This is a genomic window from Arsenophonus nasoniae (genome assembly GCF_004768525.1).
GTDB lineage: Bacteria > Pseudomonadota > Gammaproteobacteria > Enterobacterales > Enterobacteriaceae > Arsenophonus > Arsenophonus nasoniae.
In genome coordinates, this window is record NZ_CP038613.1 from 2,116,965 (window position 1) to 2,140,985 (window position 24,021).

At 41.5% G+C, this 24,021-nt stretch carries 29 protein-coding genes, 1 tRNA gene and 2 pseudogenes; 23 read left to right on the forward strand and 9 right to left on the reverse strand.

Annotated features, from left to right (window positions below; translation table 11 throughout):
* Positions 1–189: 189 nt before the first annotated feature.
* Together ArsFIN_RS10670 and ArsFIN_RS10675 are read right to left on the reverse strand one after the other, a co-directional pair.
* Complete coding sequence (locus ArsFIN_RS10670) at positions 190–621, reverse strand: antiterminator Q family protein (RefSeq protein WP_210409071.1); 432 nt, start codon at positions 619–621, stop codon at positions 190–192.
* A gap of 209 nt (positions 622–830) precedes the next feature.
* On the reverse strand, positions 831–2,639 hold the full coding sequence (locus ArsFIN_RS10675; protein ID WP_246067433.1) for a virulence-associated E family protein: 1,809 nt from the start codon (positions 2,637–2,639) through the stop codon (positions 831–833).
* 136 nt (positions 2,640–2,775) lie between these two features.
* Here ArsFIN_RS10675 and istA (ArsFIN_RS10680) point away from each other — a divergent pair, with 136 nt between their 5' ends.
* Together istA (ArsFIN_RS10680) and istB (ArsFIN_RS10685) are read left to right on the forward strand one after the other, a co-directional pair.
* Entirely contained in the window at positions 2,776–3,816 is a 1,041-nt protein-coding gene (istA, locus tag ArsFIN_RS10680; RefSeq protein WP_135677417.1) for an IS21 family transposase, read from the forward strand.
* Positions 3,803–4,564, forward strand: coding sequence for an IS21-like element helper ATPase IstB (istB, locus tag ArsFIN_RS10685; RefSeq protein ID WP_135677409.1), 762 nt, complete (start codon positions 3,803–3,805; stop codon positions 4,562–4,564). Before istA (ArsFIN_RS10680) ends, istB (ArsFIN_RS10685) begins: the two co-directional genes overlap by 14 nt.
* Before the next feature lie 29 nt (positions 4,565–4,593).
* Here the strand turns inward: istB (ArsFIN_RS10685) and ArsFIN_RS10690 are convergent, their stop codons facing one another.
* Positions 4,594–5,040, reverse strand: coding sequence for a hypothetical protein (locus tag ArsFIN_RS10690; RefSeq protein ID WP_246067192.1), 447 nt, complete (start codon positions 5,038–5,040; stop codon positions 4,594–4,596).
* 15 nt (positions 5,041–5,055) lie between these two features.
* On the reverse strand, positions 5,056–5,262 hold the full coding sequence (locus ArsFIN_RS10695) for a helix-turn-helix domain-containing protein (RefSeq protein ID WP_338023274.1): 207 nt from the start codon (positions 5,260–5,262) through the stop codon (positions 5,056–5,058).
* 123 nt (positions 5,263–5,385) lie between these two features.
* On the opposite strand from ArsFIN_RS10695, the gene ArsFIN_RS10700 reads away from it, so the two are divergent.
* Positions 5,386–6,066 (forward strand): LexA family transcriptional regulator, encoded by a 681-nt coding sequence (locus tag ArsFIN_RS10700; RefSeq protein ID WP_026824160.1) that lies wholly within the window; start codon positions 5,386–5,388, stop codon positions 6,064–6,066.
* Between the two features lie 417 nt (positions 6,067–6,483).
* On the opposite strand, the gene ArsFIN_RS10705 is transcribed toward ArsFIN_RS10700, so the two are convergent.
* On the reverse strand, positions 6,484–6,780 hold the full coding sequence (locus ArsFIN_RS10705) for a bssS family protein (protein WP_246067172.1): 297 nt from the start codon (positions 6,778–6,780) through the stop codon (positions 6,484–6,486).
* 251 nt (positions 6,781–7,031) lie between these two features.
* Between ArsFIN_RS10705 and ArsFIN_RS10710 the strand changes: the two genes are divergently transcribed.
* On the forward strand, positions 7,032–7,262 hold the full coding sequence (locus tag ArsFIN_RS10710) for a hypothetical protein (RefSeq protein ID WP_135677678.1): 231 nt from the start codon (positions 7,032–7,034) through the stop codon (positions 7,260–7,262).
* On the opposite strand, the gene ArsFIN_RS10715 is transcribed toward ArsFIN_RS10710, so the two are convergent.
* Positions 7,257–7,532 (reverse strand): hypothetical protein, encoded by a 276-nt coding sequence (locus ArsFIN_RS10715; RefSeq protein WP_135677679.1) that lies wholly within the window; start codon positions 7,530–7,532, stop codon positions 7,257–7,259. The two genes, ArsFIN_RS10710 and ArsFIN_RS10715, sit on opposite strands and share 6 nt — an antisense overlap.
* Before the next feature lie 35 nt (positions 7,533–7,567).
* Here ArsFIN_RS10715 and ArsFIN_RS10720 point away from each other — a divergent pair, with 35 nt between their 5' ends.
* The 5 genes from ArsFIN_RS10720 to ArsFIN_RS10740 all read left to right on the forward strand — a co-directional run bounded on the left by ArsFIN_RS10720 (position 7,568) and on the right by ArsFIN_RS10740 (position 10,925).
* Complete coding sequence (locus tag ArsFIN_RS10720; protein ID WP_135677680.1) at positions 7,568–7,825, forward strand: hypothetical protein; 258 nt, start codon at positions 7,568–7,570, stop codon at positions 7,823–7,825.
* A 12-nt stretch (positions 7,826–7,837) separates the two neighbouring features.
* On the forward strand, positions 7,838–8,794 hold the full coding sequence (locus tag ArsFIN_RS10725; RefSeq protein ID WP_135677714.1) for a hypothetical protein: 957 nt from the start codon (positions 7,838–7,840) through the stop codon (positions 8,792–8,794).
* Entirely contained in the window at positions 8,787–10,085 is a 1,299-nt protein-coding gene (locus ArsFIN_RS10730; protein ID WP_167876685.1) for a DUF2800 domain-containing protein, read from the forward strand. Before ArsFIN_RS10725 ends, ArsFIN_RS10730 begins: the two co-directional genes overlap by 8 nt.
* A 15-nt stretch (positions 10,086–10,100) precedes the next feature.
* Positions 10,101–10,655: a DUF2815 family protein gene (locus tag ArsFIN_RS10735; RefSeq protein ID WP_135677572.1), complete on the forward strand. Its 555-nt coding sequence runs from the start codon at positions 10,101–10,103 to the stop codon at positions 10,653–10,655.
* Positions 10,656–10,730: 75 nt separating this feature from the next.
* Positions 10,731–10,925 (forward strand): hypothetical protein, encoded by a 195-nt coding sequence (locus ArsFIN_RS10740; protein ID WP_026824018.1) that lies wholly within the window; start codon positions 10,731–10,733, stop codon positions 10,923–10,925.
* Between the two features lie 2 nt (positions 10,926–10,927).
* Here the strand turns inward: ArsFIN_RS10740 and ArsFIN_RS10745 are convergent.
* Positions 10,928–11,003: transfer RNA gene (locus tag ArsFIN_RS10745), tRNA-Lys, on the reverse strand.
* A gap of 10 nt (positions 11,004–11,013) precedes the next feature.
* Positions 11,014–11,358: a CCDC90 family protein gene (locus ArsFIN_RS10750; protein ID WP_026824057.1), complete on the reverse strand. Its 345-nt coding sequence runs from the start codon at positions 11,356–11,358 to the stop codon at positions 11,014–11,016.
* Between the two features lie 288 nt (positions 11,359–11,646).
* On the opposite strand from ArsFIN_RS10750, the gene ArsFIN_RS10755 reads away from it, so the two are divergent.
* The 3 genes and pseudogenes from ArsFIN_RS10755 to ArsFIN_RS10765 all read left to right on the forward strand — a co-directional run bounded on the left by ArsFIN_RS10755 (position 11,647) and on the right by ArsFIN_RS10765 (position 15,249).
* Complete coding sequence (locus ArsFIN_RS10755; protein WP_026824058.1) at positions 11,647–12,405, forward strand: BRO-N domain-containing protein; 759 nt, start codon at positions 11,647–11,649, stop codon at positions 12,403–12,405.
* A 65-nt stretch (positions 12,406–12,470) separates the two neighbouring features.
* Positions 12,471–13,172 (forward strand): hypothetical protein, encoded by a 702-nt coding sequence (locus ArsFIN_RS27490; RefSeq protein WP_246067193.1) that lies wholly within the window; start codon positions 12,471–12,473, stop codon positions 13,170–13,172.
* Positions 13,173–13,184: 12 nt separating this feature from the next.
* Positions 13,185–15,249: pseudogene (locus ArsFIN_RS10765) on the forward strand (DNA polymerase).
* 88 nt (positions 15,250–15,337) lie between these two features.
* Here ArsFIN_RS10765 and ArsFIN_RS10770 read toward each other — a convergent pair.
* Positions 15,338–16,497 (reverse strand): IS3 family transposase gene (locus ArsFIN_RS10770; RefSeq protein ID WP_135677716.1). Its coding sequence is split into 2 segments (ribosomal slippage): positions 15,338–16,218 and positions 16,218–16,497, totalling 1,161 coding nucleotides; the frame shifts between segments, so codons are not numbered across the junction.
* Between the two features lie 53 nt (positions 16,498–16,550).
* Between ArsFIN_RS10770 and ArsFIN_RS10775 the strand changes: the two genes are divergently transcribed.
* The 11 genes and pseudogenes from ArsFIN_RS10775 to istB (ArsFIN_RS10815) all read left to right on the forward strand — a co-directional run bounded on the left by ArsFIN_RS10775 (position 16,551) and on the right by istB (ArsFIN_RS10815) (position 24,007).
* Positions 16,551–16,757 carry an ANR family transcriptional regulator gene (locus ArsFIN_RS10775; RefSeq protein WP_338023353.1) on the forward strand — a complete coding sequence of 69 codons (207 nt, stop codon included), beginning with the start codon at positions 16,551–16,553 and terminating at the stop codon, positions 16,755–16,757.
* Positions 16,748–17,029 (forward strand): PDDEXK family nuclease, encoded by a 282-nt coding sequence (locus tag ArsFIN_RS10780; protein WP_135677570.1) that lies wholly within the window; start codon positions 16,748–16,750, stop codon positions 17,027–17,029. Before ArsFIN_RS10775 ends, ArsFIN_RS10780 begins: the two co-directional genes overlap by 10 nt.
* Positions 17,030–17,117: 88 nt before the next feature.
* Positions 17,118–17,678 carry a DNA-processing protein DprA gene (locus ArsFIN_RS28210; RefSeq protein ID WP_276489378.1) on the forward strand — a complete coding sequence of 187 codons (561 nt, stop codon included), beginning with the start codon at positions 17,118–17,120 and terminating at the stop codon, positions 17,676–17,678.
* Positions 17,635–18,003 (forward strand): DNA-processing protein DprA, encoded by a 369-nt coding sequence (locus ArsFIN_RS28215; protein ID WP_276489379.1) that lies wholly within the window; start codon positions 17,635–17,637, stop codon positions 18,001–18,003. The genes ArsFIN_RS28210 and ArsFIN_RS28215 overlap by 44 nt, the downstream gene beginning before the upstream one ends.
* A complete protein-coding gene (locus ArsFIN_RS10790) occupies positions 18,000–18,644 on the forward strand; it encodes a hypothetical protein (protein ID WP_034250355.1) in 645 nt (214 codons plus the stop codon). The genes ArsFIN_RS28215 and ArsFIN_RS10790 overlap by 4 nt, the downstream gene beginning before the upstream one ends.
* Before the next feature lie 240 nt (positions 18,645–18,884).
* Complete coding sequence (locus ArsFIN_RS10795) at positions 18,885–19,370, forward strand: hypothetical protein (protein ID WP_135677569.1); 486 nt, start codon at positions 18,885–18,887, stop codon at positions 19,368–19,370.
* Positions 19,371–19,382: 12 nt separating this feature from the next.
* Positions 19,383–20,237: an ORF6N domain-containing protein gene (locus ArsFIN_RS10800; protein ID WP_135677568.1), complete on the forward strand. Its 855-nt coding sequence runs from the start codon at positions 19,383–19,385 to the stop codon at positions 20,235–20,237.
* Positions 20,209–21,633, forward strand: a complete 1,425-nt coding sequence (locus tag ArsFIN_RS10805; protein ID WP_246067195.1) for a DEAD/DEAH box helicase — start codon at positions 20,209–20,211, stop codon at positions 21,631–21,633. The genes ArsFIN_RS10800 and ArsFIN_RS10805 overlap by 29 nt, the downstream gene beginning before the upstream one ends.
* Before the next feature lie 209 nt (positions 21,634–21,842).
* A complete protein-coding gene (locus ArsFIN_RS26340; RefSeq protein ID WP_167876666.1) occupies positions 21,843–22,019 on the forward strand; it encodes a hypothetical protein in 177 nt (58 codons plus the stop codon).
* Positions 22,020–22,218: 199 nt separating this feature from the next.
* A pseudogene (gene istA / locus ArsFIN_RS10810) lies at positions 22,219–23,259 on the forward strand (IS21 family transposase).
* A complete protein-coding gene (gene istB, locus ArsFIN_RS10815; RefSeq protein ID WP_135677409.1) occupies positions 23,246–24,007 on the forward strand; it encodes an IS21-like element helper ATPase IstB in 762 nt (253 codons plus the stop codon). The pseudogene istA (ArsFIN_RS10810) and the gene istB (ArsFIN_RS10815) overlap by 14 nt, the downstream one beginning before the upstream one ends.
* Positions 24,008–24,021: the final 14 nt, after the last annotated feature.

Consider the following 24,021-nt stretch of genomic DNA (forward strand, 5'->3'; position numbering starts at 1 on the left):
AATGACTCATCCCTAAAACAAAAAAAAACACCTCAATGGGTGCTATTTTTGCGTATTCAATTTGTGAGTATTGCGGTGGCGTAAAACAAAAAACCTCGCAAAAGCGAGGTGAGCAAAAAAAAATAATTAATCGAGGTTTTATTTATCAGCGTACATTTCTGCTGGACGCAAAAATTCATCATGGGCACTTTAGCATACCTTTTGCGGCCGCACTAGTGTTTGATAACCGTTTGTATGATATTTGTACAATATGTCGATATCTAATTGAATATCAAGGGTTTCTAGGCATCCTAGAACAAATCCTTCCGCAATTTGCATTCTTTTTCGCACCTCATCCTCGCGTACCGCAAACTTTCGCGCAATAGCACGCTTCGATATCCCCCTGATGTAATAATCCTCGATATAATTCAACTCTCTCGCCATCCCCACCGTGTTAAGGCGACTGACGCACACATCAATCACCAGCCCATCCGCATCACTGCACGATAAGCGATTTGCGCCTGTAAACGGCATGAGGCGACTAAAGCCGGAAGCCACTGACAGCCAGCTCACCGAGGCATACGGATTACCCGCACACCACCCGCCCCAGTGGAGTAGTATTTTCTCAATGTCTCTGCTCATGATCTTTTCGCTCCTGTTGTGAACGGCAATGTTTTTGGCACTCGTAGGTGTAACAACCGTAACGACCGTAACAACCTTTTTGTATTAATATCTTTAGGGACATATATTACTAACGCGCGTATTGATTTCAAAAAAGGTTGTTACGGTTGTTACACTAACTTTAACCTATTGATATTAAATAGATTAATAGTGTAACAACCTGACGGATTTTAGGTCGTTACAGGTCGTTGCAGGTTGTTACTCAGCTCCCAAACCCTGCAAACTTTTCCATCAACGCGACGCAAAATTTGTTTATACCCACAATTTAATAAAACATTGCCAATTCGCATTTGTTCCCTTCGCGATATATTTTTCGGTTCAAGGTTCAATGCTTCACGCAAAATATCCGCAGAACGTAAAAATTCCCGTGCCCGTGGTTTTTGGCCTGTCATTAAATCCGGTTCATCTAACCAACGCTCGATAATTTCCTGCCATGCATCTTTGATAAAATATTTTTCATGTACCTGATTAGCCAATTGCTCTGCTTCTTTAAATTGAATCCCTGTTTTGGTAAATAGCTCTCGCGCTTCCGCCCAAAACTGAATCACATCCTTTTTGATACCTTCTACATCCATTTTTCCAACTTCAACAGGCAGCCAACGACGATTACCGGTTTTATCGCCTAAAAATTCATCTTCATTTGTCGTACCAATACTCAATGAGCGTCTAGGAAACTGGGTGGCGAATTCTTTGAACTTGGGTATCCACTTTTCATGTGTCCGCGTGACAAAGGCTTTGATGGATTCCAGTTCTTTCGTATTCAGTCCGCGTAATTCGCTAATTTCTGCCACCAGACAACCGCGCATCTTACGCGCCAGATCATCATCTTTTTCAGCAAAGGAAATTTCAGTGAAAAAAGCCGGATCAGGGGATAACGCTGCCACGACAGAAGATTTTCCAGCACCTTGAGCACCTACTAGGATCGGCACCATATCCGCTTTGATACCGGGCTTTAACACGCGTCCCGCAAGGGCTGTCCACATATAGCGCGATACCGCACGCGTATAAGCACTATCCTCAGTGCCAAAATGGGTATGATAAAACTTTTCGATACGCGGTATACCGTCCCATTCGAGGCTTTTAAGCCATTCCATGGCGGAATCAAAAGGATTTTCATCCGCAGCCAGTAATACCACATCACGGATTAACTCACGTCCAACCGCTTTGAAGCCTCGTTTTTCCATTGTGATACGCAATCGGGAATAATCAGCATCAGTAAAGGTTTGCCATGCTTTAGTGCCAACAGGCGCAAACATGATCTCATCACGGAAAGTATCAAACCGAATTTCTACACCGACAAAATCAGGGCACATAACCGCTTTAGCCGCATTGTCAATGGTCGCTTCTATTTGGCCTGACGTTTTATTGCGTTTAAACGTAGGCCAGTTTGAATTTTCAGTAGGGTCTGTTAGATCTTCGAACTCATCAATTGTAGCAACCGCTGTTTTCAATCGCTCGGCACCGGGATTTACCCATCCTGCTTTTTGCGCTAAACTGAATATCGCTTGATAGCCTGTTCTTTCAGCACGTAGTTCAGGCCATTTGGCTTCGGCAGCGGATATGTCTCCTTTATCGACGGCAGAAGACCAATCAAGCCACATCTTTTTAGCTTCATCTTCAAAGTGTGTGTCTTTAAACCAGGCGAGGCGATTGCCCATATCCACCCATGAAGGGTAGTTCTCAGCCTGGTTTAACATTTTCGGATACCATAGTGCGGATCGTAAATCTTCAAACGTCTGGTCATTAATATTTTGCAAATCGACTAGACGGGTTAAATCGTCATTATCAGGCTTAGGGAGATCAACCCGCTCAATAACAGGCGTATTATCGGAGGCTAAAAGCGTATCAACATCAACCACTGTGCCTTCGAAACTTTCATACTTTGCCCCTTCATGCGGTGCAAAAACCATATGCGAAGGCTCATAGACAGAGCGATCCCACTTAATCGCCAAATCGCTGAGCAATTCGAAACAATCCATCAACTCCTGCTCAATCCGTGGTCCTAGTTGTGCATACTCTAATGCAGTTGTCACCGATCATGCAAAACTGATCCACTAACGATCATCTAAAACTGATCCACTTGGTATTATTCGCACATTTTTGTACGGATAATTTATGTTAACCAAGGAGATATTTGTGGATATTCATGTTCGCTTTGCACAAGGACAAAGCCTTCGAAAAATTGCCAGTGAGTTGGGTATATCCCGTAACACCGTAAAACATCATTTACAACAACAGACAATGCCAACTTATGCTAAAAGAAGTCAACAACCGACTAAATTATCCCCCTTTAAACCTTATTTGCTTCAGCGAATTGAACTGGCTAAACCTGATTGGATCCCTGCAACAGTCTTATTTGATGAGGTAGTTGAAAACGGCTATCAAGGTGGTATTGCTCAATTACGCCGATTTGTTTGTCAATTTAAACCAAGCATTGTTCCCGAAGTAGTCGTCCGTTTTGAAACACAGCCAGGTCAACAAATGCAAATCGACTTCACCAGCATCCGGCGAGGTAAAAAATCGCTGAAAGCGTTTGTTGCAACGCTAGGCTATTCGCGTGCGAGTTATGTAAAGTTCTTTGATAATGAACGAGCAGAATCGTGGCAGCAAGGTTTAAGAGAAGCTTTCGACTACTTTGGTGGTGTACCACAGGAAGTATTGTGTGATAACGCAAAATCCCTCATCATCGAACGGGATGCTTATGCAGAAGGTGATCATAAATTACATGTCGAAATGCTTCAAATGTCGAAAGATTACGGGTTTAAATTGAAGGCTTGCAAGCCCTACAGGGCAAAAACGAAAGGGAAAGTAGAGCGCTTTAACCACTATTTAAAAAACAGCTTTATCGTGCCATTAAACACCGACCTTCGTGCTCATAATCTTGAACTGGATATTGAAATAGCTAATGCAAAAGTGGGTCCATGGTTACAACGCGTTGCCCATCAGCGAATTCATGGAACAACGTTAGAGAAGCCAGCAGATAGATTAGCTAAGGAAGTTAAGTCTCTTCTACCCTTACCAGCAAGGGTTTGCCAATCTATCCCACAGACTAATACGCTTAATATCCCTATCGTACCGCCCCTTGAATCTGTCAGTTTGCAACACTCAATCAGCGTATACGAAGCATTACTGGGAGGTGAACATGTTATTGCATGAACAAATTGAACACCTGTGTGAGTCATTGAAATTAAATTCTATTCCGACTCATTGGTCATCACTTGCCGAAAAATGTATTGCCCAAGACAAAAGCTACGGAGAGTTTTTACTGTCCCTGTTAAAATGTGAGCAACAACAACGAGATGAACGAACTCGTAATCTTTTGAGTCGGATGGCAGGATTCCCAGCACATAAAGAACTTAATACGTTCGATTTTAAGTTTGCAACGGGGATCCCCAAACAACACATACAGGAATTAAGCGCATTAACGTTTATTGAACGTAATGAAAATGTCGTGTTGCTTGGCCCAAGCGGTGTAGGCAAAACGCATTTAGCTATTGGGTTAGGATTAAAAGCAGTACAGGCCAAGAAGAAAACCCGCTTTACCACGGCAGCTGAACTGATGTTGCAACTCTCAACTGCCAAACGACAAAATAAGCTCAAACAATATCTATCACGTTCGGTGATGGCCCCGAAGTTGTTGATTATCGATGAGATTGGATACCTGCCGTTTGGGCGAGAAGAAGCAAACCTGTTTTTCAATGTGATTGCCAAACGTTATGAGCATGGCAGTGTCATATTGACGAGTAACCTATCATTTGGGCAATGGCCAAGTGCTTTTGCTGATGACGCAACATTAACTGCCGCTATGCTTGATCGTTTACTTCATCATTCGCATGTACTGCAATTAAGCGGTGAAAGCTACCGATTGAAAGATAAGCGGCGCTCAGGAGCAATAACTGAGTAAAACAGTGGATCAATTTTGATTGATCGGATTTAGATAAAAAGTGGATCAGTTTTCGGTGATCGTTGACATGCAGTCACCTCACGGGATAACAAAAAACCAATACGCCAGCGTTGTTCACCCTGCGCAACAGGATGTTCATGGCTTGCGGTGGTATAGGCAAAACATTGATAAAATCCGAGAATGCCTGTAAGCATTTCCCACGCATCCAGGGTACACCCATCCATGTCAAGCCATAACACGCTGCGGTTACCCGCATTAAGTGCGTTACGCCCTTTCTTGGCATTTTTCATTGCACCCCAGATATAATTAAGGGCTTTTTTCTTTTTGTCGAAAATGGCTTTTGTATCAAAGGGACTAATATTAATACGTTTGGTTAATTTTTTGATCGCCTGCTGATACTCGGCAAAAGAGCCCGCAACAGCAGGACTCGGGCGCTGATCACTCACACTACGCCCGACAGAATAATTGATTTGCATGGGTTATTTGGCCTTTCATCGAACAATAGCTGTATATAAAAGTTTCTCAAGAGATCTTACTGTTGATATACGTGGATTTGTGTGTATCCCCGCTAATAAACGACTAATTGTTGATTGTGGTACACCTGTAAGTTTAGCTATTTGATTTTGGGTATATCCCAAATCGAGCAAGTATTTCACTATATCTTTGGGAGTTAATTCGTGCATAGATTTCGGCTCCATTGGTATATTATGAACTTAAATTATCCGAAAAAGCATTGACAATCAACCCGAATTTGGTTTCTTGTAGAAACCTCAAATATGCAATAACGCATAATAATTCGATGAATAAGAAGGAAAAGAAAAATGGCACTTGACTACGATATTTTAAAAAAAAACATAAAATATTTAATGCAAAATACAGGTATTAGTAGCGTTACAGAACTTTCAAAACGTGTGAAAATGCAACAATCGACACTGCAACGAATGTTAGTAGGGGAAGTAAAAGATCCTAAGTACGTTACTCTAAAACAAATAGCTGAATTTTTTAAAATATCTCCAGTAGATTTAATTGAGTGCGACCTGCAGGAAAACCCACCACGCACTTTAGTAGAAGTGGATGGCGACCCGTATGATTATTTAATATTTAAAGAAGTGCCAGTATTGGGTAATACTCAAGTTGGGCACGGTAGCTATTGGCCAAACATGAAGCATCCCGTAGAAAATAGAGGTGGTTACATACGTTGGCCTTCTTATGATGAAAATGCTTACGCATTAAAAAGTGTCGATGATTCTATGATACCTAGAATTAAAGAAGGTGAATTTATAATTGTAGAGCCAAATCATATCTATCACCCAGGTGATGAAGTTTTAGTTGTTACGGAAGAAGGTCAGGTAATGGTAAAAACATTTTTATTTGAACGAGATGCTCTTTACCATTTGTTACCTGTAAATGAAAATGTTGCTCCAATAAAAATACCTAAAAAGAAGGTTACGATAATTCAATATATTGCGGGTATCGCAAAGTCATCTCTTTGGCACACCTAATAAATTTAAAAAAAAATTAAAGTCTCATATAGCGAAACTTTTTAAGATAATGCAATTATGGGTTGACAGCTAATGCAGTTTGGCATATAAATATCACATAAGGTAATGCGTTTATGGGTTACTTCTTAGCTCTTTAACAATTTAGAAAGTCGAAATGTACAGCGCGTTATGTCTGTAGTAGTGCAGTGGTGCACGTTGCATAGAGTGCGATCCGCTCTTTGCAGGACAGCAATGTCAAGGGACAGGCAGCCATAACAGAGTGTACAAACGCAAAAAACACTAATTATAGGTCATTTTGCGAAGTGGCCTATGGTGAGTGACGACAGTAATTCAAAAGGATTTAAGATATGACGAATGTAAAAAGCACCTATGAAATTAGGCGCTTTGAACAAAAAGCGGTTAGTACTGTGTTTTTAGTTAGTGGGTATCTCCTTGAGGAGATTGAATGGCAGACTTTTCCAAGGTGTCAATATGTTTGGTTAGATCAGCAATGAGTGTTCGAGCCATCTGTGGATTAATAATAAAGAACTGAGTTTCCTGAGCTTCATTAATTGACTGCATAGGCGACGAAAGAAATTGAAATTTCAACGCCAGCGCATCGTAACCTGGTAAAGGACCGATTTTCCAACCAGCAATAGGAAACGTGGGAATATCATTTTTTTTTAGACATAATTTTTTCTTCTTTGTTGTTGTAGAGAACAGCAAGGATACCACCGAGCCTGATGTGGTGAAAAGACAGGCGCAATAAATTTAAATGCAATTAAGCAGTACCGCTCTTTAACACCCTTTCGCTGAAAAAGCGTAACCACAAAACACCCAAACAGTCGGTTTTGGGGTGTGTGAAATAACCAAAATACAGCCATTAAGTTAAAAGCCAACACCAGGGAACTACCAAGATGACTGTAAATATAATCCGGACACCTCCGGCACACACCACCAAAACCGATTTGTATTTAGGAGAAATGATGAAATTTGAAGAATTGAGTGAAAAATCTCAAGAGAAAGCCAGCGAAGCGTTACGGTATGCATTACAGGCAGAAATGGATTCAAATCGCGCTATCGATAAGGTCAGGGCGAAAGCACTTGCATCGGCCATCAGAGATGGTTTTATTGCGCTGGAAAGAGAAGCATCAGAAAAAGATGCTGGTAAAGATTGTGGCAAAGATAATATGAATTTTGGTTTTGCTAATTCATGATGTGTACGGTAACCAGGCTTCCCAATCGTCAACCATGCTACAAACTATTATAGATGGACTACCATAAGATAGAGGATGGGCAATACGATTAACTTGATTGCATATATCTTTTGCGGTGTTAGATGTATCACCTTGATATGTGGCATCTGGTAATTTTAGCAGTCTGTTATTATCGCTCATGAGTGTTCGATAAAATCCAAGTGATTTCATCCTTTCATGAAGAATTTCATATTGCTTTGAATCAGCATCATGCAGTTCAACTCGCGCCATATATTTAGCCATTGTTAATATCGTCTCTCTTTTATGTGTTGTGGGAAACACATAGTAACCTGTTTTGTGTGTTGTGGGAATACACAAAAGGGGGCGAGCCTGACGCGCCAGAAATATCAGGCATACCCTATCTAGTCCATCCCATCGGAAAAACCACCATGCAAAAAGCAAAAATCCTGTCATCGGAGCGATTTCCGATGAACAACAACGTCCGGCGCATACGCTATGTACAAAAATTAGAAGCGCTAAAACGCAATGGCAATCACCAGTTCCCTGTCACTATATACCGTTGAGGTCAACGCATAATGCTTACCACAAATACTCCCCTGCTGGCAAGACTGGCAGAAAACCACACGCAAATGATCATGGCGCACAATCAACTAGCCGAAGCCCATAAAATGTTAATCAGTCAGTTGGTCGCACATACTGAAAATGACCCCAGTGACCCAAACGAACCAACAGGGGCGAACAAACCAAAACCCTTCACACCGGACGTTAAGCCTCAACCTGTCGTGCCATCAGCTATGGTTGAGCCTCAAGAAGTGATTGAGCCTAAAATTACTATCGAAGTGCCCGCTAGCGCTGAAGACAAACCAACACCGGTTGTCGCCGAGAAAAAGGTTAAAACCCTTCGGGCAGAAACCAAACCTGCTAAAGCCGTTAAACCGATTGTTGAAACCCCTAAAGTAGCGCCTAAAGAAGAGCCTAAAGTAGAACTTAAGCCCGAACCGGTTGATATTGAATCGCTTGATTTGCGTCACGTCGTCGCCCTATCCGTCTTGTTTGGTGACAAAGCGCTTAAACCTGACAGTACGCAAGTCGCTAAAGCCACCGCAACGCTTGCATCTGAGAAAGCAAATAGTGTTACCGGACAAATTGATGCACTTTATTGCGCCTTAAATGGATTACCTAAGGTGACATTTCTTCCCAAAGTTAAAATTTTTACGATATGCCTAAAAACGTTGGCTAATTGGGATAATCTCTTTGGCATTACCGATCGTCGCGAATTTGCCTTGTCATTAGTGCGTGAATTGCCTACACCGGCGGAAGTGAAATTGGTAGAAGCTGAAGACCCACGAACTAAGTCTTCAAAACTGATCACTGAATTGGCAAAAAAAGGCTATCGGAATGAAGTCGTTAAAATACTCGATGAATTCAACGCTAAAAGGCTAGGTGATATTCCTGATGACAATCTGGTTCAGTTTATCGAGAAAGCCCAACGCGTTTTAGCCAATGATAACGCCGAGGGTAGCGATGGCTGAACATGCAAAACTTTCCCCCTCCTCAGCACATAGATGGATGAGATGTAGCGCCAGTCTCGCAGTAGAAGCCACCTTACCCGATAAAACATCGCCATTTGCGGAAGAAGGCAGCGCGGCGCATGCGTTAGCGGAAAGTATCCTAACAATGCGTCAAAACCCGTTTAGCGAAGGGTGTAGACGAACCTACGGTTTTGATGCAAAGGATTATATCGGCACATATCCCTTGTTGAAAGCTAATTCGCCACAAGTGGATGAAGAGATGATTGAACACGTCCAGACCTATGTTGATACCGTCTGGCAACTAGCGGACGGGAAAATCCTACAGGTTGAAGAACGGGTGGATTTTTCAGCGGTCATTGGCGTAGAGAATTCTTTTGGTACCGCCGATGCGATTATTATCAGCGAGGATGAGCTACAAATCCATGACCTAAAATACGGTAAAGGCGTTAAAGTGGATGCCCCGAACAACGAGCAGCTCATGCTTTATGCGCTGGGCGCTTTATATCAGTTTGACCTTGTTTATGATTTCAAAACGGTTCGGCTTTTCATCCATCAACCCAGGCTTAACCATCTGTCTGAATGGGCGCTATCGGTTGAGGATTTAAAAGAATTTGGCGAACAGGCTAAATCAGGCGCGAAAAAAGCCATGGAGATGGTAACCCTCGCCGAGCGCAACGGGCTTGATGCGCTACCGGATAGTGCGTTTTCACCGGGTATCAAGCAATGCCAGTTCTGCAAAGCAAAAGGCGGATTGTGTTTTGCTCAGGCGCAATTTATCCATAATGAAGTCAGAGGCGATTTTGTCGATTTAACTCAACCTTTGAACCCCCAACTAAGTGATGCTATCAAACGCATTACGCTGCTAACCCCTGCACAAATGGCAAAACTCTACCAGCATGTCGATCTGGTAGAGAACTTTTGTAAAGCCCTACGAAATCGGGTCGCCGAAACATTACACAACGGGCAATCAGTACCGGGCTTTAAACTGGTGACTGGCAAACAGGGTAATCGCACCTGGGGTGATGAGCGTGAAGCCGAAGCGCTGTTAAAAGGCGCCAAACTTAAACAGGAACAAATCTACCACAAGAAAATTATCAGTCCACCACAGGCTGAAAAATTGCTTAAAAAAGACAAACCGAGTCGCTGGGCAAAACTGGAAGCACTTATTGAACGAGCAGACGGTAAACCCGTCATCGCACCGGAATCTGACCCAAGACCTGCCATTATTACTAACCCCTTAAACGACTTTGACGATGTGACCGAAGCATCACTTGTTGATAAATCCATCTAATTAAAAGGTAACGTGATGAAAATCAAATTAAACAACGTACGTCTGGCTTTTCCTGATTTGTTTGAACCCTCTCAATTTAGTGGTCAGAGTGAATTTAAATACCGCGCCACTTTCCTTATCGCTAAAAGTCGTACTGACCTGATTGAGGAAATTAAAACCGGTATCAAACGTGTGATTGGGGAAAAATGGGGCGCCAAGGATATCGAAAAAATCTATAATAACATCTGCAATAATCCTAACCATTTTTGCTTACGCGATGGCGACAATAAAGAATACGACGGCTACGCCGGAAACCTGTATATCAGCGCCAGTAATAAATCCCGCCCATTAGTCATTGACCGCAATACCTCACCGTTAACCGCACAGGATGGTCGCCCCTACTCAGGCTGCTACGTTAACGCCACCATTGAGTTTTATGCCTATGACAATAATGGTAAAGGCGTTTCAGCGTCATTAAGAGGCGTTCAGTTTTTCCGGGATGGTGATGCATTTAGCGGTGGAAGTGTGGCCTCCGTTGACGAATTTGACGACCTGAGCATGGCTGAGGAAGAAGAGTTATTGGCAAGTTAACACCAGGGAAACTACCGCCGCCTGAGGTGGTGAAATAATCAGGCATCGCGCTATATTCCTTGAGGAGAGTTAAACATGAAATTAGATAATATGAGTGAAACCATTGCACTTACTAATCCCAGTAACAACCACCATTATCTGCTTAACCTGGAACAACCCGTTTACGCTGATGAGGAAACCAGAACATTAATCAATATGATCCAACTACTGGCAGAAGAAAACCAGTACCTGAGAAAAGAGAATAAACGATTGGCAAAAAGCCATCGGTAAAATGGTGGGCTATGCAGGACTCGAACCTGCGACCGATGGATTAAGAGTCCACTGCTCTACCCACTGAGCTAATAACCCATGATAGTAACTATAGTGCTGGCATCAAAAACGCTTTTACCACCAGAGAGAGGATACCTAAAATACCCGCGCCTAACATCCAGCGCATTAACTTTTGCTCAGCGCGAATGCCTGACATTTCCAGTTGTAAGTCTTTGCGAACTAGTGATATCTGTGAGTCTATTTTGGCATCAAGCTTATCGAATCTTGTATCTATTTCTTTACGAACATCCTCTAAATCTCTTTTGGTCGCTACATCAGCAACCTCATGTGACTTACGTACAGCAATAGAAATTGCTTTTGCTTGCTCTTTTGGCAAACCTGCATTCTCTAGTGTTTCGACAAACTCTTGTGTATCAAATGCAACTTGACCCATAGGGAATCCTCCTTTTTGGTAAGTATAACCTAACGATATCCATTGACGAAAGAAGAAATCATGCGCTATATTCTATATCAGGTGCTGAACACACCTTTTGATATAGCGGATACCGCTCCCGAAAGTAATGCGGTTTTTTTACGTCCATAGATTGTTATGGTCGGGTAGCGAACAGTATATACAACACCCTATTGGGGAAAACTGTTGGCCGTCTATATCCGGTGTTCAAGTACCCGACCGCCCATCCGAACAATGGGTGATATTGAACAATTGATATAGGATGTAAAAATGAATACTCAACTCAGATCATTTTATTTTAACAATATCTACGATGTGCGTGTTCAGATTATTAATTCTGAACCATGGTTCTGCCTTAATGATGTTTGTAAAGCTTTGACAGTCATAAACTCAAGTGATTTGCTTTCAAAACAGTTAGATAAAGCTGGGGTAGAAAAAATCTACCTTAGGTCAGATGGGCAGAGACGGCAATTTGCTTTTGTAAACGAACCTAATCTTTATCGTGTTATTTTCCGTAGCAATAAGCTGGAAGCAAAACAATTTCAGGATTGGGTGTTTAATGAAGTCCTTCCATCAATCCGCAAAACTGGCAAATATGAGCATCCTCAACCCCATCCAAAAGCCTCAGAGCGTTTTAGCCATTCAGACACCCGTAACCTGACACATTTAGTCTGGTGTATGACAAATGGTTTTCGATTTGAGCGTTCGTGGAGTAATGCGGTGTGGCTGGCGTTGCGCGAAGTAACTGGCACAGCATCACCAGAGCGTTTTCAGGTAGCGCATATCCCGTTAATGGCTGATGAGTGTCGCCGTATTTATTATATTACCGAGTCACTGCACCAAATTATCAACGACGCAGAAAAACAGGTTATCAAACGACTTTTACGTAAGCGTGAGAATATCGATACCGTTTTAGCGGAAATAAAACAGCTTTTTGAGCAATTCCACCATCAACAAATCGGGATAATCACTGCACGCACCGATCAGTGGTACGAAGGTGAGTTGACCCATTTCTTAGAACGCCACTAATTAATCTTAACGCCCCTTTTTATAGGGGCAATCTTTCATCAATTTCATTATTGAGGAATTTTTACATGCAAAATTTAATGAACACACAAAATGTCACTCTGTCCGGCGGTGAAAAAATTGACTCACAACAATTACTGAGCATGGTTAACGAAACACGAAAAGAACACGGCGAACCGCCGATCAGGAATAATAAATTTATTGAAAAAATTAAGGATGAGCTTGAAGGAGAGTACTACACAAAAAGTGTAGTGCAAAAAATGAACAACACAGAATCAGAAGTTATCGAAATGACGCTTAAACAAGCACTTCGTGTTGCCGCGCGTGAATCGAAAGCCGTTCGCCGCTCACTGATTGATAAATTGGAGCAGCAAAGTAAACCACAAAGCGCCAATGAAATTATTGCAGCAATGGCATTAGCGAACGTTGCACAGGAGCGTCGGTTAAAGAGTATCGAGCATCAGGTAGAGCAAGTCTCAGAAGAAATCGAACACATCAAACAAGGCACGATACCCACTGGTTTCCAAGGCTACAACTATTTGAAAACAAAATATGGCTTAAGCGATGCGAAATGTCGGCAGTTAGTAATGGCTTGGAATGTACCTTACAAAAAAGTGCCCCATGTAGCGCCAGGTGGCCAAATTACGCAAATGTCGGTGGTTGATGAAGCGGCATTTAAAAACGCGTTGGATAAGATGATGCTTGAGTCTGAGAAACGCGGCAGTCAGTGGTATCACCCTAAAATGGGGCGTTTTTCCGTTACCGCCTGATAAGGATAGATTATGCAAAATTTACTATTTTGCGATTTAGAAACCTACAGCGATATTCCGATTAATTGTGGCACACATCGCTATGCTGAAAATGCAGAAATATTACTTTTTGCGTATGCGTACAATCATGAACCCGTAAAGGTTTGGGATGTGACTGAAGATAAAACGATGCCAAAGGATTTAAAAGCCTACCTCGATGACCCTGAAATTTTAACCGTTTGGCATAATGGGGGGATGTTTGATACGGTGATTTTAAGCAAAGTGTTAAATATCGACTTACCCTTATCCCGCGTTCACGATACGCTGGTGCAAGCACTGGCACATTGCTTACCTGGCGCACTGGGTTCGCTTTGCGATATCTTCAACGTCAATAGCGATAAAGCCAAAGATAAAGAAGGTAAAGCGCTCATACAGCTATTTTGCAAACCGCGCCCTAAAAACAGCAAAATACAACGCGCCACGGTGTTAACACATTTCGAAGAATGGCAACGTTTTAAGCAATACGCAGGTTCTGATATTTTAGCCATGCGTGAGATTTATCAGCATTTACCGCGTTGGAATATGAGTGTGGACGAAACCCAATTATGGCAGTTAGACCAAAAGATTAATCGCCGTGGAATGGGTATGGACGTTGAGTTGGCCAAAAGCGCCTTAACCGCCGTTGAAAACGAGCAAAAGCGGTTATCAGCCGTCACCCGGCAATTAACGGATAACACCGTACAGTCCGCAACCCAACGTGATGCACTATTACAGCATATTGCCTCGGCATTTGGCATCACGTTACCGGATATGCAAGCCAGCACGCTACAGCGACGCGTTAATGACCCTGATATTCCACGGGCTTTACGTGAACTGCTGTCAGTCCGTCTGCAATCGTGCACAACCAGCACCAGTAAATATAAAGCGCTGTTGAAATCGGTGAGTGTAGATGGACGACTTCGAGGAACCAAACAGTTTTGTGGCGCTTCACGTACTGGACGATGGGCGGGGCGGATTTTTTCAACCGGATAATCTCCCCAGACCCACGCTTGACCAAAAAACCATTGATGAGGGGGTTGAAGCGTTAAAAGCGGGTTGCGCCGAGCTGATTTGCGATGACATTATGCAACTGACCAGTTCTGCGCTTAGAGGATGTATTATTGCCCCGCAGGGTAAGAAGCTGGTTATTTCCGATTTATCCAATATTGAAGGTCGCATGTTGGCATGGCTGGCGGGCGAAAACTGGAAAGTCAAAGCTTTTAGCGAGTTCGATAACGGCAAAGGCGATGACCTCTATAAACTCGCCTATGCGCGCGCGTTTAATCTATTACCTAAAAACGTCACTAAAGCTCAACGACAAATCGGTAAGGTGATGGAGCTTGGATTAGGCTATGGCGGTGGGGTTGCGGCATTTTTGACATTTGCCCTCGCCTATGGCCTTGACTTAGCGGAACTGGCGGAAGCGGCATTACCTAACATCCCGCCTGACGTTAAACGAGAGGCGATACGCTGGTATCAAAAATCTGTTGAAACAGATAAAACTTATGGCCTGAGCGAAAAAGTCTTTGTTACCTGCGATGCCCTTAAGCGCATGTGGCGCAATGCCCATCCACAAACCGTATCATTCTGGTACGATATTGAAGACGCCGTAAAAAAGGCCATTCAATCACCTGAGATACCGTTTAAGTGCCGTAAACTTAACGTCCGGCGAAATAAAGGTTGGCTTAGGATTTGTCTACCATCAGGACGGAGTCTTTGTTACCCTTCTGCGCGAATAGAGAATGGACAGATTACCTACATGGGGACTAACCCCTACAGCCGTAAATGGGAAAGGCTAAAAACCTACGGGGGGAAAATTACAGAAAATATCTGTCAGGCCGCTGCACGCGATGTATTAGCCTATAACATGCCGCCTATTGAAAAGGCGGGTTATGAGATTGTCCTAACCGTCCACGATGAGATTATCAGCGAAGCGCCCGATACCCCACAATTTTCCGCTGAGGGGTTAAGCGCACTGTTAAGTGCCAAGCCTGACTGGGCTTTTGATTTACCGCTTAGTGCAGCGGGGTTTGAGACTTATCGCTATCGCAAGGAATAAATAATACACAGGATAAAATAAACATCATGGCCTTTAGAAAAAACGACAGCCCCCTTTATTGTAATGGTCAACAAATTCTGTAGAAGATCTAAGCGGCATTTTTTAGTTCATGATATTTTTGATGTGGCGTTAAATAACCAATCGTTGAATGGCGTCGATAATAATTGTAAAACTGAATATAATTTTCAACTTCACAGACAACAGATTGATGATTCATAAACGATAAACGGTTAAGTCTTTCTGTCTTTAAACTCCTAAAAAATCTTTCCATCACGGCATTATCGAGGCAATTACCTCGCCGACTCATGCTTTGAGTTATTTTCCGTTCAAAGAGGTGCGCCCTAAACTCCTCCGATGAATATTGGCAACCTTGATCTGAATGGAACATCAAACTTGTCGTATCCGGTAATTGCCGTTCAATTGCGTTATCTAAGGCTTCTTTCACTAATTTCGAATCCGGTTTTGTTGATAAGGCATAACCAATAATTTCTTTGGTGGCTAAATCCAACACACAGGCTAAATAGCTCCACCCATAGTGATGTCTAATATACGTGATATCCCCGACATAATAGTGATTATGCTGTTCAGGGGAAAATTGTCGTTTAAGCAAATTAGGGGCATATCGATGTTCGTTACCCAATGAGTGATAGTAGTGCTTTTTCGTTGGTCTAATTGCAACTAATTGATTTAATTTCATGATGTTCGATATTTTATAAGTGCCAATTTGGTGCCCTAAACCCTTTAACTCGGCTTGAATACGTCTTTTGCCATAAATTTGACCCGATGTATAAAAAATACGTTTGATTTCGCCACACAGTCTTTCATTTTCAACTGTCGGTATTTTCGTTTCATAATAAAAACTACTGCTGCTTACTTCAAAAAGATGGCATAACTCAGTGACCGTAAAATTGGGGTACATGATTTTCAGTTGCTTCACGATTTTGAGTTTTGATTGTCGAGGATGAAGTAAGCCGCGGCTTTTTTTAATATGTCATTATCCCTCTGAGCACGCTTAAGTTGAACTTCTAATTCTTGTATGCGCTGTTGCTCGGGTGTTAACGCTTTTGATTTTACAGGCGTATTCCCATTTAACTCGGCAAGATATTGTTGCTTCCATCGTGATACGGCAGATTTACCCGCACCGGATATTTTTTCAACTTGGATATTGCTATATCCACCTTCAACCATGAGTTTTGCATATTCCAGTTTTTGCTTTCCGCTAAAGGTTACTTTTACTTTTCGGGTCATATTTATACCTATAAGATTTTGCTTAATTATAAGCTATAAATCTCTACAGTTTTATTAGACCACTACATTATTTTAAGGCTGCACAGGACGCGGTACACCTTGAGCAGTCAGGGCAATACCATGAAGCAGCGCGCGCATGGGCACAGGCAAACCGATTGGCGCGCAATCGCAATAACCGTATCTGGAGTGAGAACCGCGCCGATTTTTGCATTATGCAAATAAAACGGGAAGACATAAAAAGGAAGTATCCATGCGGTTAATTAGGGAAGAGAGTATCGAAAAACATTTGGTGCGTGAAGTGCAAAAAATCGGTGGCATTGCCTATAAATTTGTTTCGCCTGGGCGACGAGGCGTACCTGACCGATTAGTCGCCCTGCCCAATGGCAACATTATTTTTGTGGAATGTAAAGCCCCAGGCGAAAAACCTACCCCCTACCAATTACGCGAACACGCACGGCTTTTTGCCCTAGGCCATCAGGTCATCGTACTGGACAGTCAGGATTTAAGCAGCATCTTACCTGTTGTGGATTGATACCTTAAAAACAATTTATTTCTTGTAGAATCCACATATTTTTATTATTTTTTAGTTAATTATTTTTGCATAAGGAGAGCAGTTACACATGCAGCTTAATTTCAGTTCGTTAGATTCTTTTGATCATGTCATATCTCCTTTTGAAGAAATGGCAGCTTATGAAGCTTTGTGGTCTGAAAATGGAGCTACATTCAGGTCTATTGCAGACAGATTTAGAAAATATCCTGATACCATTCCATCAAGAATGGTTACTGAGAATGTAAGAAAAGAATTTAAGGAGATCTTAAAAGATATTTTTGACCGATTTCAGGTTAAGCATTTTGGAATTAGAATACATGGAGCTAATGAATATCCCGAGAAATTAAGGGATGCTAAACATCCGATAGAAGTTTTTTATTATCAGGGATGGTGGGATCTAATAAATACTCGCAGCGTTGCAGTTGTTGGCTCTCGTAGGGTATCTGAAGAAGGTAAGAAAAGAACAAGAAAGCTTGTTAAATGCCTTATAGAAGATAATTTTACCATAGTTTCCGGTCTTGCTGAAGGTGTTGATACTGAGGCTCATAGAACAGCATTGGATGCTGGAGGGAATACTATAGCAGTTATTGGCACGCCGTTATCACATTTTTTATCCAAAACAGAATATTGAGTTACAACAACGGATTAGAGAAAATTATTTATTGATCAGTCAGGTACCGTTCAAACGTTATCTAGATCAAGATTATCGTACTAATAGATTATTTTTTCCTGAGCGCAATGCTACTATGTCTGCTTTATCGGAAGCGACAATTATTGTAGAAGCATCCGATACGTCAGGAACTTTGACTCAAGCCAGAGCAGCTTTGGATCAGGGTAGAAAATTATTTATACTGGATAGCTGTTTCAAAAATAGTACAATATCTTGGCCTGAAAAATATGAAGCTCGTGGTGCAATTAGAGTTAAGAACTACCAAGATATTAAGGATAATCTGTGACATTTCTATTACAAAAGATAGATGAGCTTACTCTTGGTCATCATTTTCATTTAACTGAAGATGATATCTGTCTTTATTTTGGAGAGTATACAGCGGAAAAAGGATTTGCTTTCAGTAATACTAACAATTTGATTCTTAATTTAAAAAAGGATGTTTTAAAAAAAGATAAACCTGAATATAAATACAAGAAAAGAGCGATTAAACAAATAGCTTCTTTTTTATCTGAATATCGTGATTATTTGCTTAAATGTACAGTTGTACCTGTCCCACCATCTAGATGTAAATTAGATCCCAAATATGATGATAGATTAATTAACATCCTTGATGAATGTAAAAAAATAAATTCCACTGTTGACTTTAGAGAGCTAATAACACAAAGAGAAACCTTAACAGCATCACATAATTCTTCAAATAGACCATCTTGTGAAGAATTAGCAAATAATTATGAATTCCATGGCTCTTTAGCCAATGATATTAGATCTACTATAATTATTTTTGATGATATTTTAACCGCTGGTAGTCACTATAAGGCGATGAAAACCGTTATTAAGCAACATATTCCAGATGTTCAAATAATAGGGCTTTTTATCGCAAGAACGGTTAGAAATATTATTGATGATTTTGATGTTATAGATTTTTAATCAAATTTTATATTCAACGCCGATTTTCCCCTGAAGTTTTTTTTGTATCGATACCATGTTAGCGGAGATCAAACAGCTTTTTGAACATTTCCACCATCAACAAATCGGAATAATCACCGCACGCACCGATCACTGGTACGAAGGTGAATTGACCCATTTCTTAGAACGCCACTAATTAATCTTAACGCCCCTTTTTATAGGGGCAATTTTTCATCAATTTAACTATTGAGGAATTTTTATATGCAAGATTTAACCGATGAGCAAATTATTGAGAAATTGAAAAATATCGCCCCTGATTGCCCTAAATGGTTACTCGAGACTGAGCGCTTTAATAAAAATAAAAAACTCACAAAAACAGAACAAATGGAATTTGCAGAATATATGGTGAAAACAAAGCGAAGTATCTTTGCTTCCCGTTACCTTCTTTCTTGTTATGAACGCTTTGGTTTTAGTTCAAATGGTAACTACTTGTTCACATATCACAATGTTTCGATCGAATTAGACAGAGAGGTTATTGAAAACCTACTTGCCCATCAAATTGAAAATCCAATCATGCAAGAAAAGCCAGGTGAAGGATTTTTACCCGTCTGGTTTTTTTACAATGCTAACGATGCAAAAGAACAACAACAAGCAGATGAAAAATGGATACAAAACTTTATCGATGAAGTGATTATCGACGGTCTTAAGCTCTTTGTAACTCAACCTACATCATACACAACTCACTAGAGGACAATCACGATGAAAACTGAATTAATTACTATCGATTCAAATCAATTACCCGTTATTGAGTGGCAAAATGTTCGTGTTGTGACGACTGAAACTCTCGCTTCTGGTTATGGCACTGAAGCCTCAAATATCAGAATGAATTTATCTAATAATAAATCTCGTTTTATTGAAGGTATTCACTATTTCAATGTTACGGGGGAAGCGCTAGCACATTTGCGAGTAAATAATATTTACGCACAAATTTCGAACAAAGCACGGGCTATTACCTTATATACAGAAAAAGGCGCAGCTCGCATGTCAAAAATTGTTGATACCGATGAAGCCTGGTCTTTCTTTGAAAAAATGGAATCTGCTTACTTTAATCAAAAATTACTACCGAATGACCCAACAACTTTAGGCTTACCTAATTTCCTTGACCCTACTGAATCAGCAATCGCATGGGCTGCTCAGCATAAAAAAGTTCAATTATTAGGTGTACAGGTTCAACAACTTGAAACCGAAAACGATTGTCTTAAAAATCTCTTCAAAGAAGGTATGACCCCTACCCAATTTAGCAAAATGCTTAACGGGGTAAACAGTCAGCAGATAAATCATTTTCTGGCAGGACTTAAATGGCTCTATAACGAAAGTAAGTCCGGTAACAATTTACGCTGGCGTGTTGCCGCTACCGCTCGGGATAAATATTTAACCGAAAAGCAAAACGAAATAAGCCCTCATGGTGCGAATAGTTTCATTAGCTATCGCCCTGTTTTGCTGAGAAAGGGGGCACAGCGACTTTATGACCAGTATCTGGCTGACAAACTCCCCATGAAAAAGAACTGGAACGGATTACATACCCATGACAAAACTATCCAGATTGTCGCCTGAACAAAAGACAATCGCTAAAACCTTTGCCCCTCGACCTTACCAAAACCTCATTATCAATCACCTACTCGATATCAAACGCTCAAATGTATGGGCGGGAATGGGGATGGGCAAAACAGCAGCCACACTGACAGCTTTAGAAAATCTCTATCTTGCAGGCAGTGAAACCAAACCCACATTGGTATTAGCCCCTTTACGGGTAGCCCAATCCACCTGGCCGGATGAAGTGCTTAAATGGAACCATCTCCATAATATCGAAGTGCAACCCATCATTGGCCCCACCAAATCACGAATGGCAGCACTCAAAAATACCCATGCCAGCGTATTTACTATCAATTATGACAATCTCGTCTGGCTGGTTGACATCCTCGGAGAAAATTGGCCTTTTGGTACGATTATTGCCGATGAGAGCACTCGGTTAAAATCATTCCGGCTACGCAAAGGGGGTAAACGCACCGCAGCCCTTGCCAAAATCGCCCATAAATCGGTTCATCGATGGGTAAACCTAACAGGCACACCTTCACCCAATGGCCTGATGGACTTATGGGGGCAAGCGTGGTTTGTTGACCAGGGCGAACGGCTAGGCAGAACGCATAATGCGTTTACGTCTCGCTGGTTTAATCGTATCCAATTTCCTGGGCAACAATGGAGCAAATTTGAGCCTTTAGGATTTGCTAATCTACAAATTCAGGCAGCTCTCAGGGATGTCACCTTATCCCTTAACGCCGCTGACTGGTTTGATATCGAAGAGCCGATACACAACGTTATCAACATTACGTTACCTGTAAAAGCACGAGCGCACTATCAGGCGATGGAAAAAGAACTGTTTCTTGAGTTGGGCGATAGCGCTATCGAAGCGTTAAATGCTGCTGCCAAAACAATAAAATGTTTGCAAATTGCAGCAGGCGCTATTTATAGCGATGACAATCACAACTGGACAGAAATACACGATGCCAAAATCCAGGCGCTGGAAAGTATTGTCAATGAAGCCGGAGGAATGCCTGTACTGGTTGCTTACCACTGGAAACATGATCTTGAAAGACTGTTAAAAGCATTTCCAAAAGGCAAAATGTTAGACGCTAACCCACAAACCCTTACGGACTGGAATAATGGCAAAATCCCGATGCTCTTTGCCCATCCTGCAAGCTGTGGACACGGCTTAAATTTACAGGACGGCGGTAATATTCTGGTTTTTTTCTCCCACTGGTGGGACTTGGAGCAGTACCAGCAAATTATCGAACGTATCGGCCCCACCCGTCAAGCGCAAGCTGGACATAATCGTCCTGTCTTTGTCCACCATATAGTCGCTAAAGATACCCTCGATGAAGTGGTGATGGCGCGCCGTAATTCAAAACGGGCAATACAGGATTTATTACTGGAAGCGATGAGAAGGAAATAAAAAAATGCCAACTCAAACAAGTTGGCGACGACTTAAACCAGGAGAAAATGAGTTTAATCACGAAAAAACGTGAAAGGAATAAAAATTACCATCTGCAATAAGCATAGAAGAGAAATAAAGAATTAACCTTAAATTTACAAAAATTTATATATTAATATCAAATAGTTATCATTAGCATTACTATTCTCATTAACAATGGAGAATTCACCATGTGGATTTTAATCTTAGCCATGTACGCCAGCCCTTATGCCTCAAGTGACTTTGCAAGTGTTCATACTCAGGAATTCGACACTGAAAATATGTGCCAATTCGCCGCTAAACAATTTCAGCGTGAATTGGAAACTTTCAAAGATATAGATGCCAAAGCGATTTGCGTTAAGAAATAAGCTAATTTTACAAAGGTTCAACCATGAAACTTAACATCATCAAATTATTAATCACTACGTTACTTTTTATCAGCGCAGCGTTCGCCTTCGAACTCATTGTTGGTCAGATTGTGTCACCGATCATGCAAAACTGATCCACTAACGATCATCTAAAACTGATCCACTTGGTATTATTCGCACATTTTTGTACGGATAATTTATGTTAACCAAGGAGATATTTGTGGATATTCATGTTCGCTTTGCACAAGGACAAAGCCTTCGAAAAATTGCCAGTGAGTTGGGTATATCCCGTAACACCGTAAAACATCATTTACAACAACAGACAATGCCAACTTATGCTAAAAGAAGTCAACAACCGACTAAATTATCCCCCTTTAAACCTTATTTGCTTCAGTGAATTGAACTGGCTAAACCTGATTGGATCCCTGCAACAGTCTTATTTGATGAGGTAGTTGAAAACGGCTATCAAGGTGGTATTGCTCAATTACGCCGATTTGTTTGTCAATTTAAACCAAGCATTGTTCCCGAAGTAGTCGTCCGTTTTGAAACACAGCCAGGTGAACAAATGCAAATCTACTTCACCAGCATCCGGCGAGGTAAAAAATCGCTGAAAGCGTTTGTTGCAACGCTAGGCTATTCGCGTGCGAGTTATGTAAAGTTCTTTGATAATGAACGAGCAGAATCGTGGCAGCAAGGTTTAAGAGAAGCTTTCGACTACTTTAGTGGTGTACCACAGGAAGTATTGTGTGATAACGCAAAATCCCTCATCATCGAACGGGATGCTTATGCAGAAGGTGATCATAAATTACATGTCGAAATGCTTCAAATGTCGAAAGATTACGGGTTTAAATTGAAGGCTTGCAAGCCCTACAGGGCAAAAACGAAAGGGAAAGTAGAGCGCTTTAACCACTATTTAAAAAATAGCTTTATCGTGCCATTAAACACCGACCTTCGTGCTCATAATCTTGAACTGGATATTGAAATAGCTAATGCAAAAGTGGGTCCATGGTTACAACGCGTTGCCCATCAGCGAATTCATGGAACAACGTTAGAGAAGCCAGCAGATAGATTAGCTAAGGAAGTTAAGTCTCTTCTACCCTTACCAGCAAGGGTTTGCCAATCTATCCCACAGACTAATACGCTTAATATCCCTATCGTACCGCCCCTTGAATCTGTCAGTTTGCAACACTCAATCAGCGTATACGAAGCATTACTGGGAGGTGAACATGTTATTGCATGAACAAATTGAACACCTGTGTGAGTCATTGAAATTAAATTCTATTCCGACTCATTGGTCATCACTTGCCGAAAAATGCATTGCCCAAGACAAAAGCTACGGAGAGTTTTTACTGTCCCTGTTAAAATGTGAGCAACAACAACGAGATGAACGAACTCGTAATCTTTTGAGTCGGATGGCAGGATTCCCAGCACATAAAGAACTTAATACGTTCGATTTTAAGTTTGCAACGGGGATCCCCAAACAACACATACAGGAATTAAGCGCATTAACGTTTATTGAACGTAATGAAAATGTCGTGTTGCTTGGCCCAAGCGGTGTAGGCAAAACGCATTTAGCTATTGGGTTAGGATTAAAAGCAGTACAGGCCAAGAAGAAAACCCGCTTTACCACGGCAGCTGAACTGATGTTGCAACTCTCAACTGCCAAACGACAAAATAAGCTCAAACAATATCTATCACGTTCGGTGATGGCCCCGAAGTTGTTGATTATCGATGAGATTGGATACCTGCCGTTTGGGCGAGAAGAAGCAAACCTGTTTTTCAATGTGATTGCCAAGCGTTATGAGCATGGCAGTGTCATATTGACGAGTAACCTATCATTTGGGCAATGGCCAAGTGCTTTTGCTGATGACGCAACATTAACTGCCGCTATGCTTGATCGTTTACTTCATCATTCGCATGTACTGCAATTAAGCGGTGAAAGCTACCGATTGAAAGATAAGCGGCGCTCAGGAGCAATAACTGAGTAAAACAGTGGATCAAT

Coding starts and splice junctions, on each gene's coding strand:
- ArsFIN_RS26340 (WP_167876666.1), top strand. CDS start 21,843: ATGTGGATTTTAATCTTAGCCATGTACGCCAGCCCTTATGCCTCAAGT.
- ArsFIN_RS10735 (WP_135677572.1), top strand. CDS start 10,101: ATGAAAATCAAATTAAACAACGTACGTCTGGCTTTTCCTGATTTGTTT.
- ArsFIN_RS10740 (WP_026824018.1), top strand. CDS start 10,731: ATGAAATTAGATAATATGAGTGAAACCATTGCACTTACTAATCCCAGT.
- ArsFIN_RS10670 (WP_210409071.1), bottom strand. CDS start 621: ATGAGCAGAGACATTGAGAAAATACTACTCCACTGGGGCGGGTGGTGT.
- ArsFIN_RS10730 (WP_167876685.1), top strand. CDS start 8,787: ATGGCTGAACATGCAAAACTTTCCCCCTCCTCAGCACATAGATGGATG.
- ArsFIN_RS10805 (WP_246067195.1), top strand. CDS start 20,209: ATGACAAAACTATCCAGATTGTCGCCTGAACAAAAGACAATCGCTAAA.
- ArsFIN_RS10710 (WP_135677678.1), top strand. CDS start 7,032: ATGAAATTTGAAGAATTGAGTGAAAAATCTCAAGAGAAAGCCAGCGAA.
- ArsFIN_RS10695 (WP_338023274.1), bottom strand. CDS start 5,262: ATGGAGCCGAAATCTATGCACGAATTAACTCCCAAAGATATAGTGAAA.
- ArsFIN_RS10700 (WP_026824160.1), top strand. CDS start 5,386: ATGGCACTTGACTACGATATTTTAAAAAAAAACATAAAATATTTAATG.
- ArsFIN_RS10750 (WP_026824057.1), bottom strand. CDS start 11,358: ATGGGTCAAGTTGCATTTGATACACAAGAGTTTGTCGAAACACTAGAG.
- ArsFIN_RS28210 (WP_276489378.1), top strand. CDS start 17,118: ATGCAGCTTAATTTCAGTTCGTTAGATTCTTTTGATCATGTCATATCT.
- ArsFIN_RS10725 (WP_135677714.1), top strand. CDS start 7,838: ATGCTTACCACAAATACTCCCCTGCTGGCAAGACTGGCAGAAAACCAC.
- ArsFIN_RS10715 (WP_135677679.1), bottom strand. CDS start 7,532: ATGGCGCGAGTTGAACTGCATGATGCTGATTCAAAGCAATATGAAATT.
- ArsFIN_RS27490 (WP_246067193.1), top strand. CDS start 12,471: ATGCAAAATTTAATGAACACACAAAATGTCACTCTGTCCGGCGGTGAA.
- istB (WP_135677409.1), top strand. CDS start 3,803: ATGTTATTGCATGAACAAATTGAACACCTGTGTGAGTCATTGAAATTA.
- istB (WP_135677409.1), top strand. CDS start 23,246: ATGTTATTGCATGAACAAATTGAACACCTGTGTGAGTCATTGAAATTA.
- ArsFIN_RS10780 (WP_135677570.1), top strand. CDS start 16,748: ATGCGGTTAATTAGGGAAGAGAGTATCGAAAAACATTTGGTGCGTGAA.
- ArsFIN_RS10800 (WP_135677568.1), top strand. CDS start 19,383: ATGAAAACTGAATTAATTACTATCGATTCAAATCAATTACCCGTTATT.
- ArsFIN_RS10690 (WP_246067192.1), bottom strand. CDS start 5,040: ATGCAAATCAATTATTCTGTCGGGCGTAGTGTGAGTGATCAGCGCCCG.
- ArsFIN_RS10795 (WP_135677569.1), top strand. CDS start 18,885: ATGCAAGATTTAACCGATGAGCAAATTATTGAGAAATTGAAAAATATC.
- istA (WP_135677417.1), top strand. CDS start 2,776: ATGTTAACCAAGGAGATATTTGTGGATATTCATGTTCGCTTTGCACAA.
- ArsFIN_RS10675 (WP_246067433.1), bottom strand. CDS start 2,639: ATGGATTGTTTCGAATTGCTCAGCGATTTGGCGATTAAGTGGGATCGC.
- ArsFIN_RS10755 (WP_026824058.1), top strand. CDS start 11,647: ATGAATACTCAACTCAGATCATTTTATTTTAACAATATCTACGATGTG.